The 20,236-nt window shown below is 52.2% G+C and carries 21 protein-coding genes and 1 tRNA gene; 14 read left to right on the top strand and 8 right to left on the bottom strand.

What is annotated here, in order from left to right; all coding sequences use genetic code 11:
* Positions 1-6: 6 nt before the first annotated feature.
* The 4 genes from BUB55_RS06740 to BUB55_RS06725 form a co-directional block, all read right to left on the bottom strand.
* Positions 7-1,530 (bottom strand): FecR domain-containing protein, encoded by a 1,524-nt coding sequence (locus BUB55_RS06740; RefSeq protein WP_073189355.1) that lies wholly within the window; start codon positions 1,528-1,530, stop codon positions 7-9.
* 129 nt (positions 1,531-1,659) lie between these two features.
* Positions 1,660-1,875 (bottom strand): hypothetical protein, encoded by a 216-nt coding sequence (locus BUB55_RS06735; protein ID WP_143152950.1) that lies wholly within the window; start codon positions 1,873-1,875, stop codon positions 1,660-1,662.
* Positions 1,876-2,177: 302 nt separating this feature from the next.
* Positions 2,178-2,582: a pyridoxamine 5'-phosphate oxidase family protein gene (locus tag BUB55_RS06730; RefSeq protein WP_073189353.1), complete on the bottom strand. Its 405-nt coding sequence runs from the start codon at positions 2,580-2,582 to the stop codon at positions 2,178-2,180.
* 86 nt (positions 2,583-2,668) lie between these two features.
* Positions 2,669-3,067, bottom strand: a complete 399-nt coding sequence (locus BUB55_RS06725) for a pyridoxamine 5'-phosphate oxidase family protein (protein WP_073189351.1) — start codon at positions 3,065-3,067, stop codon at positions 2,669-2,671.
* A gap of 152 nt (positions 3,068-3,219) precedes the next feature.
* Here BUB55_RS06725 and BUB55_RS14470 point away from each other — a divergent pair, with 152 nt between their 5' ends.
* Positions 3,220-3,930: a GNAT family N-acetyltransferase gene (locus BUB55_RS14470; RefSeq protein WP_073189350.1), complete on the top strand. Its 711-nt coding sequence runs from the start codon at positions 3,220-3,222 to the stop codon at positions 3,928-3,930.
* Here the strand turns inward: BUB55_RS14470 and BUB55_RS06715 are convergent.
* Positions 3,927-4,421 carry an O-acetyl-ADP-ribose deacetylase gene (locus tag BUB55_RS06715; RefSeq protein WP_073189348.1) on the bottom strand — a complete coding sequence of 165 codons (495 nt, stop codon included), beginning with the start codon at positions 4,419-4,421 and terminating at the stop codon, positions 3,927-3,929. The genes BUB55_RS14470 and BUB55_RS06715 overlap by 4 nt on opposite strands.
* A 107-nt stretch (positions 4,422-4,528) precedes the next feature.
* Between BUB55_RS06715 and BUB55_RS06710 the strand changes: the two genes are divergently transcribed.
* The 11 genes from BUB55_RS06710 to BUB55_RS06660 all read left to right on the top strand — a co-directional run bounded on the left by BUB55_RS06710 (position 4,529) and on the right by BUB55_RS06660 (position 14,996).
* The gene (locus BUB55_RS06710; RefSeq protein WP_073189346.1) at positions 4,529-5,377 is read left to right on the top strand and encodes a hypothetical protein; all 849 of its coding nucleotides are present in this window, start codon (positions 4,529-4,531) and stop codon (positions 5,375-5,377) included.
* A 205-nt stretch (positions 5,378-5,582) separates the two neighbouring features.
* On the top strand, positions 5,583-6,287 hold the full coding sequence (locus tag BUB55_RS06705) for a 16S rRNA (guanine(527)-N(7))-methyltransferase RsmG (RefSeq protein WP_083596918.1): 705 nt from the start codon (positions 5,583-5,585) through the stop codon (positions 6,285-6,287).
* A complete protein-coding gene (locus tag BUB55_RS06700) occupies positions 6,284-7,069 on the top strand; it encodes a ParA family protein (RefSeq protein ID WP_073189343.1) in 786 nt (261 codons plus the stop codon). The genes BUB55_RS06705 and BUB55_RS06700 overlap by 4 nt, the downstream gene beginning before the upstream one ends.
* Positions 7,070-7,073: 4 nt before the next feature.
* On the top strand, positions 7,074-8,021 hold the full coding sequence (locus tag BUB55_RS06695; RefSeq protein WP_073189341.1) for a ParB/RepB/Spo0J family partition protein: 948 nt from the start codon (positions 7,074-7,076) through the stop codon (positions 8,019-8,021).
* Between the two features lie 10 nt (positions 8,022-8,031).
* A complete protein-coding gene (locus BUB55_RS06690) occupies positions 8,032-8,832 on the top strand; it encodes a M23 family metallopeptidase (RefSeq protein ID WP_073189339.1) in 801 nt (266 codons plus the stop codon).
* A gap of 22 nt (positions 8,833-8,854) precedes the next feature.
* Positions 8,855-9,220 carry a bactofilin family protein gene (locus tag BUB55_RS06685; RefSeq protein ID WP_073189337.1) on the top strand — a complete coding sequence of 122 codons (366 nt, stop codon included), beginning with the start codon at positions 8,855-8,857 and terminating at the stop codon, positions 9,218-9,220.
* A gap of 351 nt (positions 9,221-9,571) precedes the next feature.
* Positions 9,572-10,309, top strand: coding sequence for a metallophosphoesterase family protein (locus BUB55_RS06680; protein WP_073189335.1), 738 nt, complete (start codon positions 9,572-9,574; stop codon positions 10,307-10,309).
* A 57-nt stretch (positions 10,310-10,366) separates the two neighbouring features.
* Positions 10,367-10,438: transfer RNA gene (locus BUB55_RS06675), tRNA-Met, on the top strand.
* 19 nt (positions 10,439-10,457) lie between these two features.
* On the top strand, positions 10,458-10,886 hold the full coding sequence (locus tag BUB55_RS06670) for a hypothetical protein (RefSeq protein ID WP_073189333.1): 429 nt from the start codon (positions 10,458-10,460) through the stop codon (positions 10,884-10,886).
* A gap of 103 nt (positions 10,887-10,989) precedes the next feature.
* Positions 10,990-12,192, top strand: a complete 1,203-nt coding sequence (locus tag BUB55_RS06665) for an exonuclease SbcCD subunit D (protein ID WP_200778520.1) — start codon at positions 10,990-10,992, stop codon at positions 12,190-12,192.
* The gene (locus BUB55_RS06660) at positions 12,189-14,996 is read left to right on the top strand and encodes an AAA family ATPase (RefSeq protein ID WP_073189332.1); all 2,808 of its coding nucleotides are present in this window, start codon (positions 12,189-12,191) and stop codon (positions 14,994-14,996) included. Before BUB55_RS06665 ends, BUB55_RS06660 begins: the two co-directional genes overlap by 4 nt.
* A gap of 27 nt (positions 14,997-15,023) precedes the next feature.
* On the opposite strand, the gene BUB55_RS06655 is transcribed toward BUB55_RS06660, so the two are convergent.
* From BUB55_RS06655 to BUB55_RS06645, 3 genes are all read right to left on the bottom strand, one after another.
* Positions 15,024-15,947, bottom strand: coding sequence for a hypothetical protein (locus tag BUB55_RS06655; protein ID WP_073189330.1), 924 nt, complete (start codon positions 15,945-15,947; stop codon positions 15,024-15,026).
* Positions 15,948-16,069: 122 nt separating this feature from the next.
* Positions 16,070-17,281, bottom strand: a complete 1,212-nt coding sequence (locus BUB55_RS06650) for a glycosyltransferase (protein WP_073189329.1) — start codon at positions 17,279-17,281, stop codon at positions 16,070-16,072.
* A 1-nt stretch (position 17,282) separates the two neighbouring features.
* Complete coding sequence (locus tag BUB55_RS06645; RefSeq protein WP_073189327.1) at positions 17,283-17,729, bottom strand: hypothetical protein; 447 nt, start codon at positions 17,727-17,729, stop codon at positions 17,283-17,285.
* A gap of 28 nt (positions 17,730-17,757) precedes the next feature.
* Between BUB55_RS06645 and BUB55_RS06640 the strand changes: the two genes are divergently transcribed.
* Both BUB55_RS06640 and BUB55_RS06635 read left to right on the top strand, forming a co-directional pair.
* Complete coding sequence (locus BUB55_RS06640; protein WP_073189411.1) at positions 17,758-19,629, top strand: DUF4954 family protein; 1,872 nt, start codon at positions 17,758-17,760, stop codon at positions 19,627-19,629.
* Between the two features lie 34 nt (positions 19,630-19,663).
* Positions 19,664-20,236 (top strand): M48 family metalloprotease, encoded by a 573-nt coding sequence (locus BUB55_RS06635; protein WP_143152949.1) that lies wholly within the window; start codon positions 19,664-19,666, stop codon positions 20,234-20,236.

Below are 20,236 nucleotides of genomic sequence, written 5' to 3'. Positions count from 1 at the left end.
CCCGCATTAGCGGAAGGTGTAGGTCTTGAACGCCCTGATGATGAGGCCGTTCTTCATGGTCACAATGACTTCCACGTTCGTGGCCTTGCCACGCGACAGGCGCACCGTGCTGCTGTAGCCGATGCCCGCTTCAACAGGCACATACTTGGTTTCGTAAATCTTCCCGTCGACACGGACCTTCACCGACTCGATTTGCGAAGGATCGTCGCCCGGCACGTTCTTCACAGCAAACACCACTTCGGGGTAGGCGGCGGAACCCTGCGAAACCCTCTTGCGGATGTCCACCTTGGTACCGCCCTTGAAATCGACCACCACCTGCGTTGGCGGGAAGCAGCCAAAGCGGTTCCAGATGACGCCCACGGCGGGGTCGTCGTTCTGCGCCACCAACTTGTAGTTGTGCGCACCCGGGAAAAGCTTCATGACATACGAGCCATCCCTATCCGGGGTGAGTGTCTGTACAAGGCTGTCGTCCATAAAGAACTTGAGCGTTCCCTTGTTGTCTTCGAAACCGCGGAGGGTGTAGTTCACCTTGCAAGCGTGGTTATCGACGTCGCCAAACGCCACCGTGCGGTTCACCTTGTAGGTCGTGTTCAGGCGGCCGCATTCAAAGCTGGAGCCCTCGGCAGAGCACATCGCCACGAACTTCTTTTCGCCAAGGGCGCCCGGAGTCCATTCGGGATGGAAGCGGATGGGGCTTCCCTCGGACTTGATGGTTTCGGCGCCAATCGTGACGCTCAAGCCGGCAGAGCATGCGGCCCTGATGGTGACGGTATTCGTGTCGACCACTTCGGGGAGCTTGTCGAACTTGCATTTGTACTTTGAACGCAAATCCTCTTTCTTTTGTTCCATCTTTGTATCCAAGATCTTTGCCGTAGCTACAATATCGGCATCGGACTTGGTGGTATCATCGACCGCTTCGCCGATCTGCTTCACAAATTCCGGGTCGCCAGCATTCTTGGCCTCGCCCACAATCGGGTCCTTGCCCTTGCGGAACGCCACGAACTGCTGCGGCTTGACGCTCACTTTCTTGCCGTCCTGCTCCATGTCCATGGAACCGCTGTTCAGGGAACCGATGGCCTGGCCGCCCTTGGTCACGCCCACCGTACCGTCGGTACCGCGGATCGAACATGTTGCCGTCCCCGTCTTGATCTTGAACGAGCTGTTTTCGCCCTTCTGCTTTTGCACGTCAAAGCGGATCTGACCTTCCCTGACCTCGATGGCAGAAACCTGTTCGCCGTCCACCATCAAGAGCTGTGAAAATTCCACCTCGGAGAGTTCGGCAATCGAAACGATGCTGCCATCGGGAAGCGCGATGGAAACCGTGGACTCCTCGTAAGTCTTGATCTTGTCCTTTTCCTGGACCTTGCCGTTCACGCGGAGGTGGTTCCAGCTGCCAGCGCCCTTTTTTTGGAACTGCACGTCGCCAATGACCAGGCGGACCTTGCCGCTCTTGGGGGCGTCGGCATAAACCGACACGACGGCAAACGAAAGCATAACCGCCAATACTTTGAACTGCTTTAAAAGAGGCATATACGCTCCTTCATTTTTAAAACACCAAAACCCGTGCCGCAAGGCACGGTATTATACACTTTAAAGCTATAAAAACCTTTGCAAAAATGCAATTGTTACAAATCACACCGAAGTGCGTAAATGTCAAAACTAGAGCTCTGCTGCGGCGGCCTTTTCGATTTCGCGCTCGCGCAGCACCTGGTCCACCTTTTTGCGGAATTCCTCGTCCTTATAGGCCTCAAACAGCCTGTGCTCACCCTCGATGTAAATGGCGAACGCCTTCATGTAGGCGATGTAGCTCGCAAAACCGCAAATGGCGCCACACAAAATGGCGGTCAAAATGCCCAGCACAAGGCACACTTTCATCCAAAAAAGGGTGCGCTTTCCGCGTAAAGTATTTTCTTCCATACAATTTCTGCTTTTTTAAATTTGTTGATAAACTGTTGATAGATTAATTCGTCGCCCCTGGAGTTATTACCATGTTGCACAACCTATCCACATATGTACATTGATTGTTTCACGTGAAACACACTATTTAACGGCTTTTGTTGAAATGGTTCCAAACTTTTCAACCATTCTATCAACTATGGCAATAGGTAGGCTCTATGGATTGGCGTTTTTGTGAATTAGAAGTGTATAAATTTATCAACATTAAATGAAGCCGCAGGCTAGAATTTTACGACCCTCGGCTCCTTGTTGTAATCGAAAGTGTAGTACGAGGCCACGGCGTCCTTGAAATAGAGGACCTCAGTCCGGTCGTCGTCAGGCTTGAAGTAAGCCGAAAGGGAGGGGAATTTTGAAAGCAGGTCGGCCTTCGCCTCGTAACGTTCATCGCGAACAAGCGTACCGCTAACGCGCACCCACTCGTCGCCGACGGGGGAGATGGCACAAATCTCGACCTTGGGGTTTTTCTCGATCTGCTTGGAGACGTTCTTGAACTTGCCCGTCATGATGTAGAGCTTGCCCTCGAAGATGTTGACCGCAGCAAAGGGACGTACACGGGGCTGGTCGCCATCTATTGTCGCTATGAAAAAATAGCCGCAACTGAGAATAAATTTTTTCAGTTCTTCCATAATAGCCTCTCCTTCTTCCATTGAAATATAATAAACAAAAAGGGCCAATCGCGGCCCCTGTCAAAAAAAATGATATAATGCATTTACTAGAACTTGATGACCTTCGGGGCGGCCGTAAAACTGTAGATGGTGGCCGTGGCGTCCTTGAAGTAAAGGACTTCGGTGTTGTCGTCGTCGGGGGAGTACATCGACTTGAGTTCCGGGTAGTGCTCGAGCATGTTGACCTTCGGTTCGCGGCGGTCGTCGCGAACAAGCGTGCCGGCGACGCGAATCCAGGAATCGCCCGTCGGGGCGGTCGCGCTGATTTCGACATTGCCGTTCTTCTGGATCTGCTTGGAGACGTCCTTGGACTTGCCTGTCTGGATGTAGAGCTTGCCTTCGAAAATCTCAATGGTGCCGAATGGGCGCACGCGGGGCTTGTCGCCATCCATGGTCGCCAGGTAATAGACGCCGCACTTCTTGATGAATTCCTTTACTTCTTCCATTTGAAACCTCTTGGATAAATTTGACATAAATAAGATACAAAAAATCAAGCCAGAGTTTATTCCATTTTTCCTATATTATTATAGTGTAGGGCTCACCACAAAGGCTCATACCCCAAAGTGGCGAAGCCACGACCTCAAACCCCATAACTCTTATGATTATCCGAAAGGCAACCGAATCCGACTTTCCGCAGATGCTCCCGATTTTCCGTCAGGTGATTGAGGGGGGAGACACATACGACTTCGAGGAAACCGCCAGCGACCAGGACGCGTTCGACTACTGGTTCGGCAAGGGGGTCACGAGCTTTGTCGCCGAAGACGACGACGGTTCCGTTTCTGGAACCAGCGGGAAGGTCCTCGGGTTCTACAAGATTATCCCGAACCACCGCGGCCGAGGCAGCCACGTCGCCAACGCCAGTTTTATGGTCAACAAGAGCTTCCGCCACCCCAATGTTTCACGTGAAACACAACCGAGGTTTCCAAGCAAAAATGGGCTTGCACATTTTTATTTGGAAACCGAAGGGTGTAGGCCTATGGCGAAGCCAAAGGCCCAACATGGCGAGGCGTTTGAGACCAAACAAATGGAACACTCATGTTCTGATTTGGTTGGTCGAAAATCAGCCCAAAGCCTTAGTCCCAACATCAGAGGAAAGGGTATCGGTCGCAAGATGGGCGAGGACTGCATCCGCCAGGCAAGGGCGATGGGGTTCCGCGCCATCCAATTCAATTTCGTGATTTCCACAAACGAACCTGCCATGCACCTCTGGAAGAGCCTCGGGTTCAAGGAACTCTGCAGACTTCCCGGTGCCTTCCACCACAAGACCCTCGGGTACGTGGATGCGGTCATCTTCTTTATGGAACTCTAGACCGTCTCGCGGTAAATCTTCAACATTTCATCCCCAAAGCAACAGAAGATCACCTTCTTGACGTTCTTCGCGGGGAATTCGCGAACAGTCTTCACGGCGATTTCGGTCGCCTCCTTCCAAGGGTATCCATAAACCCCGCAGGATATGGCAGGGAAGGCGACCGTCTCGCACTCGCTTTCTTCGGCCAGGTCGAGGCAACTCCTGTAGCATGATTCCAAAAGTTCCGGCTCCCCATGTTGGCCATCCCGATAGACTGGCCCTGGGGTGTGAATAACAAACTTGGCCGGAAGCTTGAAACCGGGAGTTATTTTCGCCTGGCCCGTCTCGCAACCGTTCAAGGGGATGCACGCCCGCAAAAGTTCCGGACCAGCTGCCCGGTGGATTGCACCGTCGACTCCGCCGCCACCCAGCAGCGAACAGTTCGCCGCATTCACGATGGCATCCACCGCAATTCTGGTGATGTCGCCCTGGATAATTTCTATCTCGACCATATCCTACCTCCACTATAATATATATATATTTAACACAACCCGGCAAAGCAATTTGTTTCACGTGGAACACAGCCAAGGTCCCAACATTCTTTACTATATTTCCTAACATGAAAAAGGCTCTCTTCACCATTCTTTTCCTCACCATATATTCCCTTGCACTGGATTGCATCAATCTTGCAACCTATGGACCCATATACACTCTCCCAAATGCAAGACCAGATAGCACATTCAATATGAGCATGCAAAGTACTATTGACGCAAATGGAGATACCATAAAACAGCCTTATTATTATACATCCAAGACTATCTGGAATGGAGATGTCGCTGAAAAAAGAATTACTTACGAAGGCAGCAATCTCGACTCGCTAGAAGTTAAAACGACAAATACACTCGGAATAAGCGTTCAGCAAGATGGTGACGAAATCTTTTATTTAGAAAGTAGCGATGAACTCAAGACAGAAGAAAGAACATCCACCATCAAGGATTCTTCCTGGATTTCCAATTCTAGGAAAGGGTATGAAGCTGGCGAATATTATACATCCGCAAATAGCGTACATAGATTTATTCAAGAAGACACCCTCTTTATCCGAAAGACATACACGACCAGCACTAGCGGCACCTTTTCGCGTCGAACCTATTACTATTTTATCATCCACGATCCCGACAACAAGGATCAGTGCATTGAGAAAAGCTATTCCATAAATGATGACGGAACTATATCTGTGGACGATGAAATCCAAAGAATGTTTACTATTGAAGAAACTGCCGATGGTTTTGCGATAGCGACAAAAACACCCAACACCACACCTACCCAATATTTCTACGTTTACAACGAAAAAAAGACCACATCAATTCACCGCAAGATCCGCCCGACATTCGTCCCCGAAAAGGCAAGACACTTCGACCTCCTCGGCCGCCCCGCCAAGGGAAGGTACACCGTGGAATTTTTGAGGTAAGTTCACAGCATTTCAACATTTATCAAAAACTTATCCACGGATATTTTTAAAAAGTGAAAGGGCGCCGTTGTCGGCGTTCTCTTTTTTTTGTGAGATATACTAAATTGTTTGGACACTTCGTGTCCTACATGCTCATGCTCGGTCATGCCGGTGTGCAAGCACCCCGTCGCGACACTCGCTATCGCATGTTTCACGTGGAACCTAAATGAGTTATAGAGAAAACAAAAATCAGCAGAATCTCTTGAACCAGTTCTTGCAGGAACATGGTGTTCAGTTGTCCGAAGATGTTTTGGGCAAGCTCTATGACTTTGCCGACCTGGTGGTGGAGACCAAGCAGTTCGGCAACCTGATTTCGGCGAAGGACTCCGAAAAATTCCTGAGCCGGCACATCGCCGACTCACTCGTTCCCTATATATATATAGTGAAGGATGCGGGTCTGGATCCTTCGACTTCGCCTAACGGCGGAGTTTACCCTGAGCCTGCCGAACGGGCTCAGGATGACAAGTCCCGCTGGGCCGATATGGGTGCGGGTGCTGGTTGCCCGGTTTTTCCATTGGCCATCGTAATGCCCGAAATCCAGTTTTATGCAGTCGAACCGCGCCACATGCGCGTGGAGTTCATGAACTACACGAAGGAAAAATTGCAGCTTTCGAACCTGACCGTGGTGGGCAAGCGCTTCGAGACTTCGGGCCTTGCCGACCTGGACTTTATCAGTTGCCGCGCCCTTTCGACCTTCGAAAACGACTGGGAACGCGCCCAGCCAGGCCTCAAGGAGGGCGGCACCTTCATCACCCTCAAAAGTTTCAACAATATTGTTCACCTGGAAAACGACCCGGCAATACACATATATAAATATGTGTTGCCGAACGAAGAACAGAATTACGCCTTAGTCACTCGAGGTAATAAATGAGTAAAGTGATAGCAGTATGCAACCAGAAGGGCGGCGTGGGAAAGACCACGACGGCCGTGAACCTGGCTGCAAGTTTTGCCGCCCTCGAAAAGAGGACGCTCCTCATCGACATGGATCCGCAGGGAAACGCCTCCCAGGGTCTCGGATTCCTGGAATCCCAGGACACCGACATCCACGAGATTCTCGACCTCGCCGAGAACCCCGACAATGTCACCTACGAAAACATCCAGCCCGCCATCCTCGACACCTCCCTTGACTTTTTGAAAGTCATCACCTCGGGACCGGACCTCGCCGTCATGGAAATTGAACTGGTGAACGCCATGAGCCGCGAACGCCGACTCGAACGCGTGATGAACGTATTGAAGCATAACTTCGAGTTCATCATCATCGACGCACCTCCGAGCCTGAACCTCCTCACGCTCAACGTGCTGACCGCCGCCACCAGCGTACTCATCCCGGTGCAGTGCGAATACTATGCCCTGCAGGGTATGACCGAACTTTTCAAGACAATCCGCGAAGTTCAAAAGAACCTGAACGCGAACCTCAAAATCGAGGGCGCACTCCTCACCATGTACGACGCCCGCCTGAGTCTTTGCAAGCAGGTCGCCGAAGAAGTCCGCGAAAACCTGAGTAACACGGTTTTCCAGGCAATGATCCCCCGTAACGTGAAACTCTCCGAAGCCCCTTCACACGGAAAACCCGTCATTCTGTACGACGTGCAGAGCACGGGTTCACAGGCATACATGAAGTTGGCAGAAGAAATCTTGAACAAGGAGAAGTAATTTTATGGGTAAGCAAGCATTGGGCCGCGGTCTCTCCGCCATTTTCGGAGCTCACGGAGTTTCCAACAATCCTATCAACAACCAGGTCGCTAATTCCGGCGAACAGGTCGACAAAAGCAAACAGATTGTGGATATCAACCTGGACTTGGTTGACCCGAACCCGTACCAGCCGCGCAAGACGTTTGACGACGACAAACTCCAGGAACTCGCCGAGACCATCAAGAAGCACGGCCTCATCCAGCCGATTGCCGTCCGCAAGGTGGGCGGCCGCTACCAGATCATTAGCGGTGAACGCCGTACCCGTGCCAGCCGCCTCGCCAAATGCGCGACCATCAAGGCACAGATCTACGATAGCCTCGATGACAAGGAAATGAACGAATGGGCACTTATCGAGAATATCCAGCGCGAGGACCTGAACCCCATCGAAGTAGCCCAATCTTATCAACAATTGATTGATAATCACAGCTATACGCACGAAGATTTAGCCAAAACTGTTGGTAAGTCACGCTCCGCCATTACGAACGCGCTCCGTTTGCTCAAACTTCCCGCCCAGGTGCAGGCCTGGATCCAGGAAGGCAAGCTGTCCGGTGGCGCCGCACGCGCCCTCTGCAGCGTCGAAAATCCCGAAGCCCTCGCAAAGCGGGTCATCGAGGAAGGCCTCAACGTCCGCCAGATCGAAGCCATCAGCCGCGGTGAAAATATAGATCAGACGGGAAACGAAAGACGAGAGACGAATGAAGGCGAGGACCAAACCAAGCCCGAAGTCGAATCGAAACCCAAACGCGAACTGAGCGCCGACATGAAGAACTTCGAGAGCCGTCTCGAGACCTTCTTTGGCACCAAGGTTTCGCTCAACCCGAACGGCGCCGACCAGAGCAAGGGTACCATTGTCATCAACTACTACAGTATGGACGACCTGACCCGTATCCAGGAACTCATGGAAAACCGCTAACGGTAGCATTGTGAAAGGCAAGTACTACACTGTCCAGATTATTCCCGAAGACTCGCACGAAATCAAAAGGTTCAAGGTTTCGACGAAGTGGTTCGTCATTGCCAAAATAGCACTGGTGGTCTTTATCCTTGTAGCAGGCGTGTTCATCTACAACCTGGCAAAAATCAACAAGATTATCGCCACCTACGAAAAGATGCGCGTCACCAACGCACAGCTCATCAAAAAAGACAACAACTACGAGGAGATGTTCTCGCGTCTGGATTCCTTGTGGATTCTGGAGAACCGCATCCAGAACATTTTCGAAACCTTCATCGAGAACGATTCGGCGAAAATCAACAGCATCATCGACAGGAACCGTTTTGCCCATATTCCTGCTGAAAAAATAGATGTTGATTACGAGGGTGTCCATTCTTGGCAACCCCAAGAAGAAAAAATCAAGCTCGAGCGCATTCCTAGCATTGTCCCCGTGGTCGGCCTCAAGAGTAAAAAGTTCAACCCCGACGAGGGCCACTCGGGTGTAGACTTCTCTGCGGCGGCCGGGACTCCTGTTTTTGCGACAGGCAGCGGCGTGGTCACCTTTGCCGGTCCCAACGGAGACCTAGGCAACAACATTGTCATTGATCACCAGAATGGTTACCAATCCAGTTATTCACACCTGAAGGACATCAAGGTCAGAAAAGGCAGGAATGTGAACAAAGGTAATATCATAGGTACGGTCGGAAGCACCGGTAATACGAGCGGCGCCCACCTGCATTACGAAATTATCAAGGACGGCGCCCAAATAGACCCGGACACCTTCATAGACTATTAATCACAAGAACAAGGAGTAAACCATGGCTGTAAAAGGCGAACAGGAAATCACCCAGATTGGCAACACCGTCACCATCAAGGGCGACATTTCCGGCAAGAGCGATGTGCGCATCGCCGGTAACGTGAACGGTAGTGTCAACATCGAAGGCGAGCTCATTATCGAAAAGTCCGGCTATGTTGAAGGCGAAGTCAAGACGATTAACGCCGTTGTCGCCGGAAGGGTCAAGGGAAACATCGACGTGGCCGAAAAACTCGTTCTCGAAAGCTCCTCGCAGTACGTAGGCAACATCAAGACCAAGCAGCTCATTATCCAGGAAGGAGCTGTTTTCCAGGGTAACTGCCAAATGGGTTTGCCTCAGACTGCCGTCAAGGAAGCGCCTAAGGCTTAATCCACCACTATACTATTATTTATAATTATTTATATATAAAGATATAAGTAATAGTGTTGTTGATAGTGGATTGTGTTTTTTTGGTAAAGGGCTTAACTGTTTGGTATTCAAAAAGTTGGCTTTTTTACCAGAAAAACTTGAAATGTCAAAGTTTTTGAGTTAATTCACAAACTTTGACGTTGATAAATGTCAAAGTTGGATTCTTGACAATTGACAACAAAGTGTTAACGACCTCATATAGAAGATTTAGTACAAATTTAGACTGAATTGTTGATAAACGTCACAAACCACTAAAATTTATCAAATTTTTCAATTTTTCGCATTTGATATATCTATATTTAAACGAAACTGATGGCATCGAAAGTAATAAAAATAGGACAGATATCAGATCTCCATATTGGTGAAGATGAAAATCTTGTGCAAGGAATAGATGTACGCGCCAATTTTATGAAGGCGCTCAACGATTCCTCTATGCAGGATTTGGACCTTCTTGTACTTTCGGGTGACCTTGCCAACGAAGACGCAGAACCGGGTGCTTACAAGTACGTTGCCGATTCAATTAAGGTGTGCAAAACCCCTGTGTGCATTATCCCCGGAAACCATGACCGAATCGAAGTGATGCAAAAGTTCTTTGATTTGGAAGTGCACAACGGAAAATGCTATTACCGTTACGATATCGCTGGCCGTTCGATTTTCTTTATTGACAGTGCATGCGGTGAAGTTTCGCGTGACCAGTTGGATTGGCTGGAAACCGAAGTTCCAAAGGTCAAGGGCGAGGTGCTTTTGTTTATGCACCATCCGCCTGCATTCTGCAACCACAGGTTCATGGATTTGCGATTCCACTTGCGCAACATGCTCGAGGTTCGCGAAACCTTGGAAAAATTCGACAATTTGCACCATGTATTTTGCGGGCATTACCACAGTGAATTCGAGGTGACCACGAATACGGGTCTCAATATTCACGTGGCGCCGGCGACGCAAATGCAGATTGACCCTAATACACCGTACTTTAACCTGAAGAGCTCTGCTCCTGGCTGGGTAACCATCAACTGGGGCGAAGATTTTGTTGAAACTGAGGTGCAATTCTAACTTTTTTGAGTTGATACCTTGAAAAAAGTGCCTTTCGTTGCTATATTTGCCCACAATGGCGGTTTAGCTCAGCGGTAGAGCACTGGAATCATAATCCATTGGTCCGGGGTTCAAATCCCTGAACCGCTATTAAAAAAAAGAGGCGCATATGCTAAAACGGATCTTAACAGTTTCACTTTTGGCTATCGTCTCTTTTTTTGTTTCCTGTTCTCAAGAAGAACAAGTGACGCCCGATATCGTCGCAAACCAGTCTGCAGTTCCCAAGTCGGTTCCCATTGTTCAGGTTGACGCATTCACTGCGCCGTCCAGCCCCGTGGTGACTGCCGACCAGGCGAAGCGCTATGCCAAGGCGAGCGCCGCCCTCATTGAGCTTGGCGTGCGTTGGACCGACCGTATTGACAAGGCGCAGGATGCCGAGAAGGTGCAAATTCTGAATGCCTACAATGTGGCACGCGATCAGCTTTGCGCCCGCGTGGGTCTTGCCGGCATTGCCGAATACAACTGGATTACTTCCGTGGCGCTTCCGAACCCGCAAAATAAGGCTACATTCGAAGCCGTCGGCGTCCAGGTTCCCTAATCTCGATTTAGAATGTTGATGATACGCTCGCATTGTTGCGGGCGTTTATTTTTTTAAAAAACGGTTTGACACTTTTTGACATTTGTTCGATACTATATTTGAGATGATGAAGTTTTTCCATTTAGCAGATTTACATATTGGCAAGCGTGTTTGCGAACACAGCATGCTCGAAGACCAAAAGCACATTTTGGGCGAGATCGTATCTATGGTGCGAGACGAACGCCCCGATGCCGTGCTCATTGCGGGCGACGTTTACGACAAGTCGGTACCGAGTGCCGAGGCCGTTGGCGTTTTAGATGACTTTTTGGTGCAGCTCTCGGCAACGGGCACCCAGGTGTTCGTGATCAGCGGGAACCATGACTCCGCAGAGCGCATCGCGTTTGGCGGGCGTCTTATGGCGAGTCATGGAGTGCACATGTCGCCCACGTACAATGCCCAGTTTTTGCCGGTCACGCTCAAGGACGAACTAGGCGAAGTGGACGTGTGGATGCTCCCGTTTGTGAGGCCTGCCGAAGTGCGCTCCTTTGAAACCGCCGAGGGCGATGGGGATTCTTGCGTAGAAGGTGGTGCTGCGTCTGTCATCGCGAATTTCACCGATGCCATCCGCGTTGCCGTATCGCACATGCAATTTACGCCGGGTCGACGCAACGTGCTCGTGGCTCACCAGTTTGTGACGGGAGCTAAGGTCGACCAGGGCGGTAGTGAAGAGAACGTGGGCGGCCTTGACAATGCTGACGCGAGCGCGTTCAAGGGTTTTGATTACGTGGCGTTGGGGCACATCCATAGACCGCAAAATATTACGGGCGACACAGGCCAGGTCATTCGTTATTCTGGAACGCCGCTCAAGTATTCGCTTTCTGAGGCGACCCACCAAAAGTCGGTGACGGTGGTGGAGTTGGGAGCCCAGGGCGCAAGCGTTCGCGAGATTCCGCTGAAGCCGCTGCACGATGTTCGCGAGATTCGCGGGACGTTTGCAGAACTTGTCTCGCCGGAATTCCGTACGGCGCAGGTGGCGGCAGGCAATAAGCTTGACGACTACGTGTACGTGAAACTCACCGACGAGAATGACGTTCTGGACGCGGCGCAGAAACTGCGCGGAGTCTACCCGAACTTGATGATGCTCGATTACGACAACGAGCGCACGCGCAGCCAGCAGATTGCGGTGGGCGTGGAAGCGGTCGAGAAAAAATCGCCGATGGAATTATTCGTGGAATTCTTCTGCGAGATGAACCGTCGCGAAATAAACGGCGAAGAAAGTGAATTTGTACAAAGTATCATCGAAGGAATCTGGGGAGACGAAAGATGAGACCGACCAAGCTGATTATTTCTGCATTCGGACCATACGCGGAACGCACCGTCATTGACTTGGATAAGCTCGGCAAGAGCGGGCTCTACCTGATTTCGGGCGATACGGGCGCCGGCAAGACGACGATTTTCGATGCGATTACATTTGCGCTGTTCGGGCGCGCGAGTGGCGACAACCGCGACGACGCGAATCTGTTCCGCTGTACGAACGTGGCTCCCGAGACAAAGACCGAAGTGGACTTGACGTTCGAATATGCGGGCAAGGAATACCGCGTGGTGCGCAGCCTCAAGTATAAACGCCCCAAGGAGAAGGGCGAAGGGGACATGACCGAAGCGGCTTCGGTCACCTTCTACCGTCCCGAAGCCAGCGGCAGGCAGGGCCCCACGAGCTTCCCGGTAACCAAGGAAAAAGACGTTGCGGCAGAAGTGAAGAAGATTATCGGCATTGACCGCGACCAGTTTACGAAAATCGCGATGATTGCGCAGGGCGACTTTATGAAGCTCCTGCTTTCGACGACGGACGAGCGCAAGAAAATTTTCCGCAAGATCTTCAAGACGGACAAGTTCGGCTCCTTGCAGGACGAACTCAAGAGGCGCGCCTCGGAAATAGAAAGGCAGTGCGGCGATAGCGAAAATGCGGCATGCACGATGGTGGCGCAGTTGCAGTGCGGTGAAGGTTCGGCGCAAGTAGAGAATCTGGAAAAGGCGAAGAACCTTGCCGCAGCAAGGCAGGTGCCCGACTGGCAGGGTGTTTGCAACTTGGTGCAGGCGATTATTGACGAAGATTTTGCCGCGCAAGCCGGCATGAAGGAAGAGCTTGACCGGACTGACAAAAAATTGGGCGTGCTGAATACGGAAATCGGTCGCGCCGAGGGCGTGGAAAAAGCGCGCAAGGGGCTTGACGACGCGAAGGGAAAACTCGAGAAGCTCATGCCGCAAATGGAGCCGTTGAAAAAGGCCGTCGATGTAGCAGAAGCGACAGTCCCTGAATGCGAAAAGTTACAAGAAGCCATTACGACCCTGAACAACTTTCTCCCTGAATATGCCAGGCTCGAAAAAGTTCGTGCCGAAATAAGTAACAAGGAAATGGAGCTTGCCCGAAACAAGGATACGCTCAATAGGCACAAGGTAATTTTCAAGAAGCAGAGCGATGATTTCCTGAAACTGGAGGAGGAATTCAACGGGCTTTCGGATGCCGGGGAGAACAGGGCGAAATTTGAGGCGCAGAGAGAAAATCTCAAAATGCGCAAGGAACAGCTCTTGCGCGCGGGCGAGTTGGTAAAGGAACTTGACGATGCCGAAAAAGCCTTCCGCGATGCACAGGACGAATACCTCGATGCAGACAAGAAGTATAGACAAAGCAACGACGCTTATGAAACAAAGAATCGCGCATTCTTGAACGAGCAGGCGGGAATCCTTGCGGAGACTCTCGAAGAAGGGTACGCTTGCCCGGTATGCGGTTCCGTGGACCATCCGCACAAGGCGTGCAAATCGGCAGAGGCTCCGACGCAGGCGGAAATCGAGGAACTCAAGAATATGCGTGATGGCTTGCTTGACGGTCGCAATAAAAAGGCGGACGGTGCGGCCCGCACGAAGGCCTCGCGCGATGCCAAGCAAGTCGAACTCGAGAAAAAGTTGGCGGAACTCTTTGGCGACTGCCCTATCGATAGCGCCAAGGAAAGAATCCGTACGGAATTCGATGCGGTGAAGGAATCGCTGCGCGATACCGACAACAAGCTCAGTGACGAAATCAGGAGGGAAGAACGCAAGAAGAAACTGGATACGGACATTCCGGAATTCAGGAAACTTCTGGACAAGAGTCGCGAAGAAAACGATTCCCTCTCGAGCAAGATTTCTGCAGCGGATGCGGAACTCCAGACGCAAAAGAAGACTCTTGTGGAATCGCTCGGCAAACTTCCGTTCATAAGTAAGGCGGATGCCGACAAGGATATCCGCGAAAAATCTGTTGCGCTTTCGGAATTGCAGGTTGCTCGCAAGAACGCTGCCGATGAATTTGACAAGTGCAAGACGGAGATGACTGATTTGGAAGGCCAAATCAAATCACTCTCATTGCAGCTCGAGGGAGCCAAGGAATATGACCTTGTGGCCCTGAAGGCGGAACGCGATGGTGTTTCGGACGCTCGCAATGCCTTGAACGAAAAAATGAACCGGGTTGTTTCGCGCCTGTCGCAGAACAACAGTGCGCTTTTGCAAATCCGCAAGATAGTGGATTCTTTGGGAGAACTTATCCGCAGGCGCGGCTGGATAAGGAACCTTTCGGATACGGCGAACGGTACGCTTACGGGCATAAGCAAGGTGATGCTTGAGACTTACGTGCAGACGTCGTATTTTGACCGCATTGTGAGCCGCGCGAATACGCGCTTCCGTATTCTCACCAACGGGCAGTACGAACTGGTGCGTCGCATGGACGCTTCCAATAACAAGAGCCAGAGCGGGCTCGACTTGAACGTACTCGACCATGCGAGCGGCAGGCAGCGCGATGTGAAGACGCTCAGCGGTGGCGAAAGCTTCTTGGCTTCACTTTCGCTGGCGCTTGGCCTCGCCGACGAGGTGCAGAGTTCGGCAGGCGGCATCCAGCTTGATACGATGTTCGTGGACGAGGGATTCGGTTCGCTTGACGACGAGAGCTTACGGCTTGCCATCAACACGTTGCAGACGCTCGCGGGCGATAACCGCCTGGTGGGCATTATCAGCCACGTGGCGGAGCTAGAAAAGAAGATCCAGAAAACCGTGAAGGTCAAAAAAGACGAAGCCCACGGCAGCACCGTGAGCATCGAGGTCTAAGGTGGGCAGGCCCTGTGGCCGCCGCTTTTACTGTTCTTCAAAGCCGAGGCAATCCATTACCTCGTTGTAGTTCGACACGTTGTATTGTCCCCACTCCAGAATCAGGCTGTCCAATTTGCTTTCGACGCATTCCGCCTTGCCAATGTCCTTGCCTTCGTAATGGTAGCTGCAGGTTTTATCACCCTTGGCAATTTCGGCGTCCACTACAAAGATATAATTGAACTGGTTGGTGTATATCTTGGCGTTCAGACTTTTGAGCGTGGCGCCGTTGGAGGGCGTAATCTTTTCTTCGGCTTCGCTCATAACGCTTTCTTTATCGAGGACCATGGGGACGCGCCCATGGTCCAGTGAGAATAGAATGGCGAAGGCGAGTTCCGTGTTCATCAAATTGTAATTGGGGTTGTTTGCAAAGCGGCGGGTCAAGGTTTTGCCGTCAATAATCAACTCTTCCGAGAAGAATCCCATGGACTGGGTTTCGTCGCAGCGAACGCCGTCGTCGTTTAGCCAGCAGTGGGTATCGTACCAGTGGCCTTCCAGTTTGCCACCCTTGGGGCCGGTGAAAATGATGGCATTGCGTTCGTATTCGCCGGCGTCGCCCTTGCCAAAGTAAAAGAAAAGGGAGTCGTTACGAATAAAGTATTTATGTTCCATGCTGTAGCCGCGGGATTCATCTTCCCAAATCAGCATGTTGTTTTCTTCGTCCATTTCGCAATCGCCATAGGTGACCCGGTATGTGGTCCGCAAGATGCCGTCTTTGTTGGAGGTGATGTTGTACACCACGTCTTCCTTGGTGCTGTTGGTGGTTGAAGAGGTTTGGCTGCCGTTGTCGTCGCCGGAGTTCTCGGCGGGTTCGCTGCTACTGTCATCGCCACAGGCGGCGAGAGTAAAAGCCACCGCGCAGGCAATCGCCGTAAAGCGGATACATTTTTTGGAACGAGCGGAATAGTTCATCTTTGCTCCTTTGTAGTGCCTAACACCCGGATTTTATATGCTATAAAGATATATATAAAAAACGCAAGGGATGTCAAAACCAAAAGAGAAATGCACTGGCTTGCGGTTGTTTGCCGCGCGGGCTAGCGCTTTAGTTTGTTGTAAACGGCAATTTGGCGCTCGATGATGCCATCCCAGGTGAAGCAGTCGGCAATGCGCTTGCGGGCGCCGTCCAGGAGGGCGTTCACGAGGGATGGGTCCGCTTCAAGGCGCTTGAAGGCGTCGGCAAGCGCCTGCGGGTCTTTTTCGGGCACGAGGATTCCCGACTCCCCGTTGACGATCACGTCGGGAATGCCGCCGACGTCGCTGGCGACAACCGGGAGGCCGAGTTCCATCGCCTCGATGAGCACGACGCCGAGGCCTTCCGTGTCGCCCTTGCTATCGACGATGGCGGGCAGCACGAACACGTTTGCGTTGCGGTACTCGTTCTCGAGGTCGGCGGGGCTCAGCTTGCCGGTGAAGACCACCGGGGCGGGAGGCGTAGCGGGTTGCGTGCCTGCCTGCGTGTCGGAACCGGACTGCGCGGAGGCTTGCGCCTTGAGCTGATCGGTGAGATCGCCCACGCCTACGATGCGGATTTCGAATTTGTTTGTGGGCAAATACTTTGCCGCCTCGATAAGGTAGGTGATGCCCTTGCGTTCGATGTGGCGGCCTACAAAGAGGATTTTGAACTTGCCGTTGACCGGGTGGGCGGCGTTCGCGGCCTTGCCGAGCGTTGTGCCGTAGGGGCTCCATTCCACGTTCACGTTGCGGAGAGCCTGGATTTTGCTTGCGGTAAAGCTCGAGTTGGCGAACACGGCCTGGGCCTGGCCAATGGCGAACTTGAGCAGCGGGCGCACCCACTTTTTTTTGCGGATGAGGAGCAGTTCGGCGCCGTGGAAGTTCAGCACCAGCGGGATGCGGAACAGCTTGGCGGCGCCCAGCGCGATGTAAGCGTGCGGGAAGGGCCAGTGGGCGTGGATTACATCGGGCCGCCACCGGCGGCAAATGGCTAGGCACCTGAGGAACCCGCTGATGATGTAGGGGATGGCGAGTAACTGCAGCCACGGCTTTTTGGCCATTTTGCTGGGCGCCCCCTCCTCGTGGGTGAGCATCTCCCAGCCGGCGGGTGCGTATCTGAAGCGGTTTACCGGGACCTCGTCAATCACATGGTCGCGCAATCCTTTGTACGAAGGCGCTAACACTTGCACCTCGACCTCTGCCTTTTTGAGGTGGGCGATGGAAGTGCGGAGCCAGGGGACTTCGGCGTCTTCGGGGAATCTCGGGTAAACGGAACCGATGACGAGGACTTTCATTTTAGCTGGCGGCTTCGTTGGGTTGGATGCAGGCCGGGTAAACAATGGGCTTCACGGAATCGTTCAAAATCGACGAAACGGCGATAAAGCCGGCTTCCTTGGCGGTCTGCTCGATACGGCCTTTTACGCGGTTCCAGCCTTCGATCTTCGAGTCCAAAAGCAAGAGCCCCAGGCCGGATTCCTTTTCAAGGAAGCCCAGGATGTCGCTCCCGCGGTTGTTCTTGGAGAGCGATTCCAAAAAAACGTTCCAAAAAACAAGTGTGTTGGCTTCGCTCAGGAGGGCGCCGTTTATGGTCTCAAAGTCAAATTCAAGATAAACAAAAGAGCTCTTTTCTTCATCGCTGCGGATGATTTCTTCTTGACAACGCCTTTCGAATATTTCTTCTGTATAGATAGAAATATTGTAGTGGTGTTTTCTAATCAAATTGAAGAGGGTTTCCTTCATCATCGGCTCTAATTTAGTCTATTTTTATAGCATGCAGAGATTGTTGAAATTAAAAAAGGTGCTCAAGAATAGCTTTTTGGTCTCTTTGGCCGAGGGTTTCAAGGCGGCCAAGGCGACCGGTGGCAAGTTCCGCTCGCTCACTGCCGACGAGGTTGTTGCCCTCGAGAAGAACGGCAACCGTTGCGAGGACTGGAGTCACGTGCTGGTTGAGCCGAACTTTACGCCTGAGCGCGTCCACAATTCTGTGTTTATGGGCGATGTCCGCCTTCCCGCTTTTTACGGGACGCTCCTTTTGCCGGGTGACGTCTCGTTCCCGACCGGCATTTACGACAGCCTGGTCCACAACTGTTTTATTGAGAATGCGCTCGTCTACAAGGTCGCGATGCTCAGCAACGTTTTGGTGCGCAGCAGTGCCGTGGTGCAAAACGTGGGTTCCTTGGTGAGCAGTGGCAAAATCAACTACATGATCGGCACCGCCATGACCGTAGGCAACGAGATGGGCGGCCGTTCGGTCCGCGTGTTCCCCGACATCACCACCGATCTCGTGGACCTGCAGCTCTTCCATAAGCCTGAACCCGAGGTGGCCAATTCGTTTGACGAAATGCTCAAGCAGTTCTGCGAAGACGTGGCTTTACCCTTTGGCGTGGTTGGGAAAGGCGCTGTGGTAAGTAATACCAATATTGTCAGGAACAGCTGGATTGGCTCGCATGCCCGCATCGAGGGAGCCGCCAAGATCCGCAATAGTGTCATTTTGAGTTCGCTCGAAGACTCAACCCACATTTACGATTCCGTGATTCTCGAGAACTCCAATGTGCAGATGGGTGTGAAGGTCCATACTGGCGCCGAGGTCCAGGGATCGGTTTTAATGAGCCGTGCAAAAATCGGCAGCAAGGCCATAGTGAAGTCCTCGATCATTGCCCCGTGCTGCCACATCGAGGAGGGCGAGGTCAACAGTTCTTACATGGGTCCCTTGACCCAAATGCACCATCACTCGCTTTTGATTGCCGCCTTGTGGCCCGAGGGCTGCGGCAACTTGGGTTATGGCGCCAACGTGGGCAGCAACCACACGGGACGCATGCCCGACCAAGAGGTGATGCCAGGCCAGGGGATGTTTTTTGGGCTTGGCGTGAACATCAAGTTCCCGGCGAACTACCGCGAGTCCCCGTTTACGCTTATCGCGAGTGGCGTGACCACGCTCCCGCAGCGCCTCAAGTTCCCGTTCTCGCTGATCCGCCCGGGTGACCCGCAACTCATGGGTGTGCCTGCGCGTTTGAACGAGATTGTGCCCGGCTGGAACTATGCCCGCAATGCCTACGCGCTCGACCGCAACGCTTACAAGTATTCTTTGCGCGGCAAGGGTCTTGTGCCGTCGACGTTCTACAGCTTTTTCAATTCCGATACCGTACGCCAGGTTTTTGACGCCTATAACCGCCTGCAGGTGACGCAGGTGAGGGACGTTTATACCAAGGAGCACGTCGACGGCCTCGGCGAAAACTTTATGCGTGAGCGCGTGCGTCAAGATGCTCTGCATGCCTACAACGAATACCTGCAGCGTTTTGTGTTCGACCAGATTATCGCGCTGGTCGAGAACGATTCTTCGCTCGCTTCACAAACGCCGCGTGAACTCCGCAAGCTGCTTACGGGCGACATGATGCGAGAAATCACACGTGTGGTGACGATTCCCGAAACACTCGACGAGGTGGTGAAACAGTATCGCCAGCTCGAAAAGGCTTGGTTCGAAAAAGTGACCCACGGCTTGGATCGCGACAATGCTCGCGGTTGTGCCATATTTGACGATTATGAGGCTGCCCACCCTGTAGACAAGGGCTTTGTGGATTGGGAAAAGGCGCGATTCGAGGAATCGGCTAAGCGCCTGAACGCCGTGCTCAAGAACATTGGGTAGTTTTTGGGCCGCTTGAAAACCTTGAGTCGCTAAAATGGAATCGGTTTCTTTGCTCATAACATTACTTTGTGCGGAATTTTTGGGCCGCGTGTGGCTTGAAATTCGCGAAGTGCGGCTCACCATGAGCCGTGGCGGTGTGTTCGCTCTGCTCCGCGTCATCCCCCTGGTCAACGACATTGTGCCGCTCCCCGAAAATCGCCGTGAGCCAAGCGAAACGGAGTTCGTCAAAAAGCACGAGGAAGCGCACAAGGTCATGCACCACGGTATTTTGAGGAACATCGCCAAGCTGATTCTCGCCCTGATCGCTATCTGGTTCTTGGCGGCGCAGCTCATCCGTGTGGGCATGCCGCTGTGGCAGGGCATTTTATGGCTGCATGTGGTCGCCATCCCCTTCCGCGTGCTGTTCCACTTGTATTGCTGGAACCAGGAATACGAAGCCGACGCCTACGCTCACAAGGAACTGGGCAAGCAAAAGACCAAGGTCGCCATGAGGGAACTCGCCGAGTGCGAAATTCCGTATACCCACTTTTTTGCTTTGATGTACCGCGAACACCCTACCGCCGCCCTCAGGAGCAAGCGGCTGCTGAACAAGGTCATCAAAAAGTAA

The organism is Fibrobacter sp. UWP2, assembly GCF_900141705.1.
Classification (GTDB): Bacteria; Fibrobacterota; Fibrobacteria; order Fibrobacterales; family Fibrobacteraceae; genus Fibrobacter.
The sequence above is the reverse complement of the archived record's forward strand: the minus strand, read 5'-3'. Positions and strand labels throughout refer to the sequence as shown.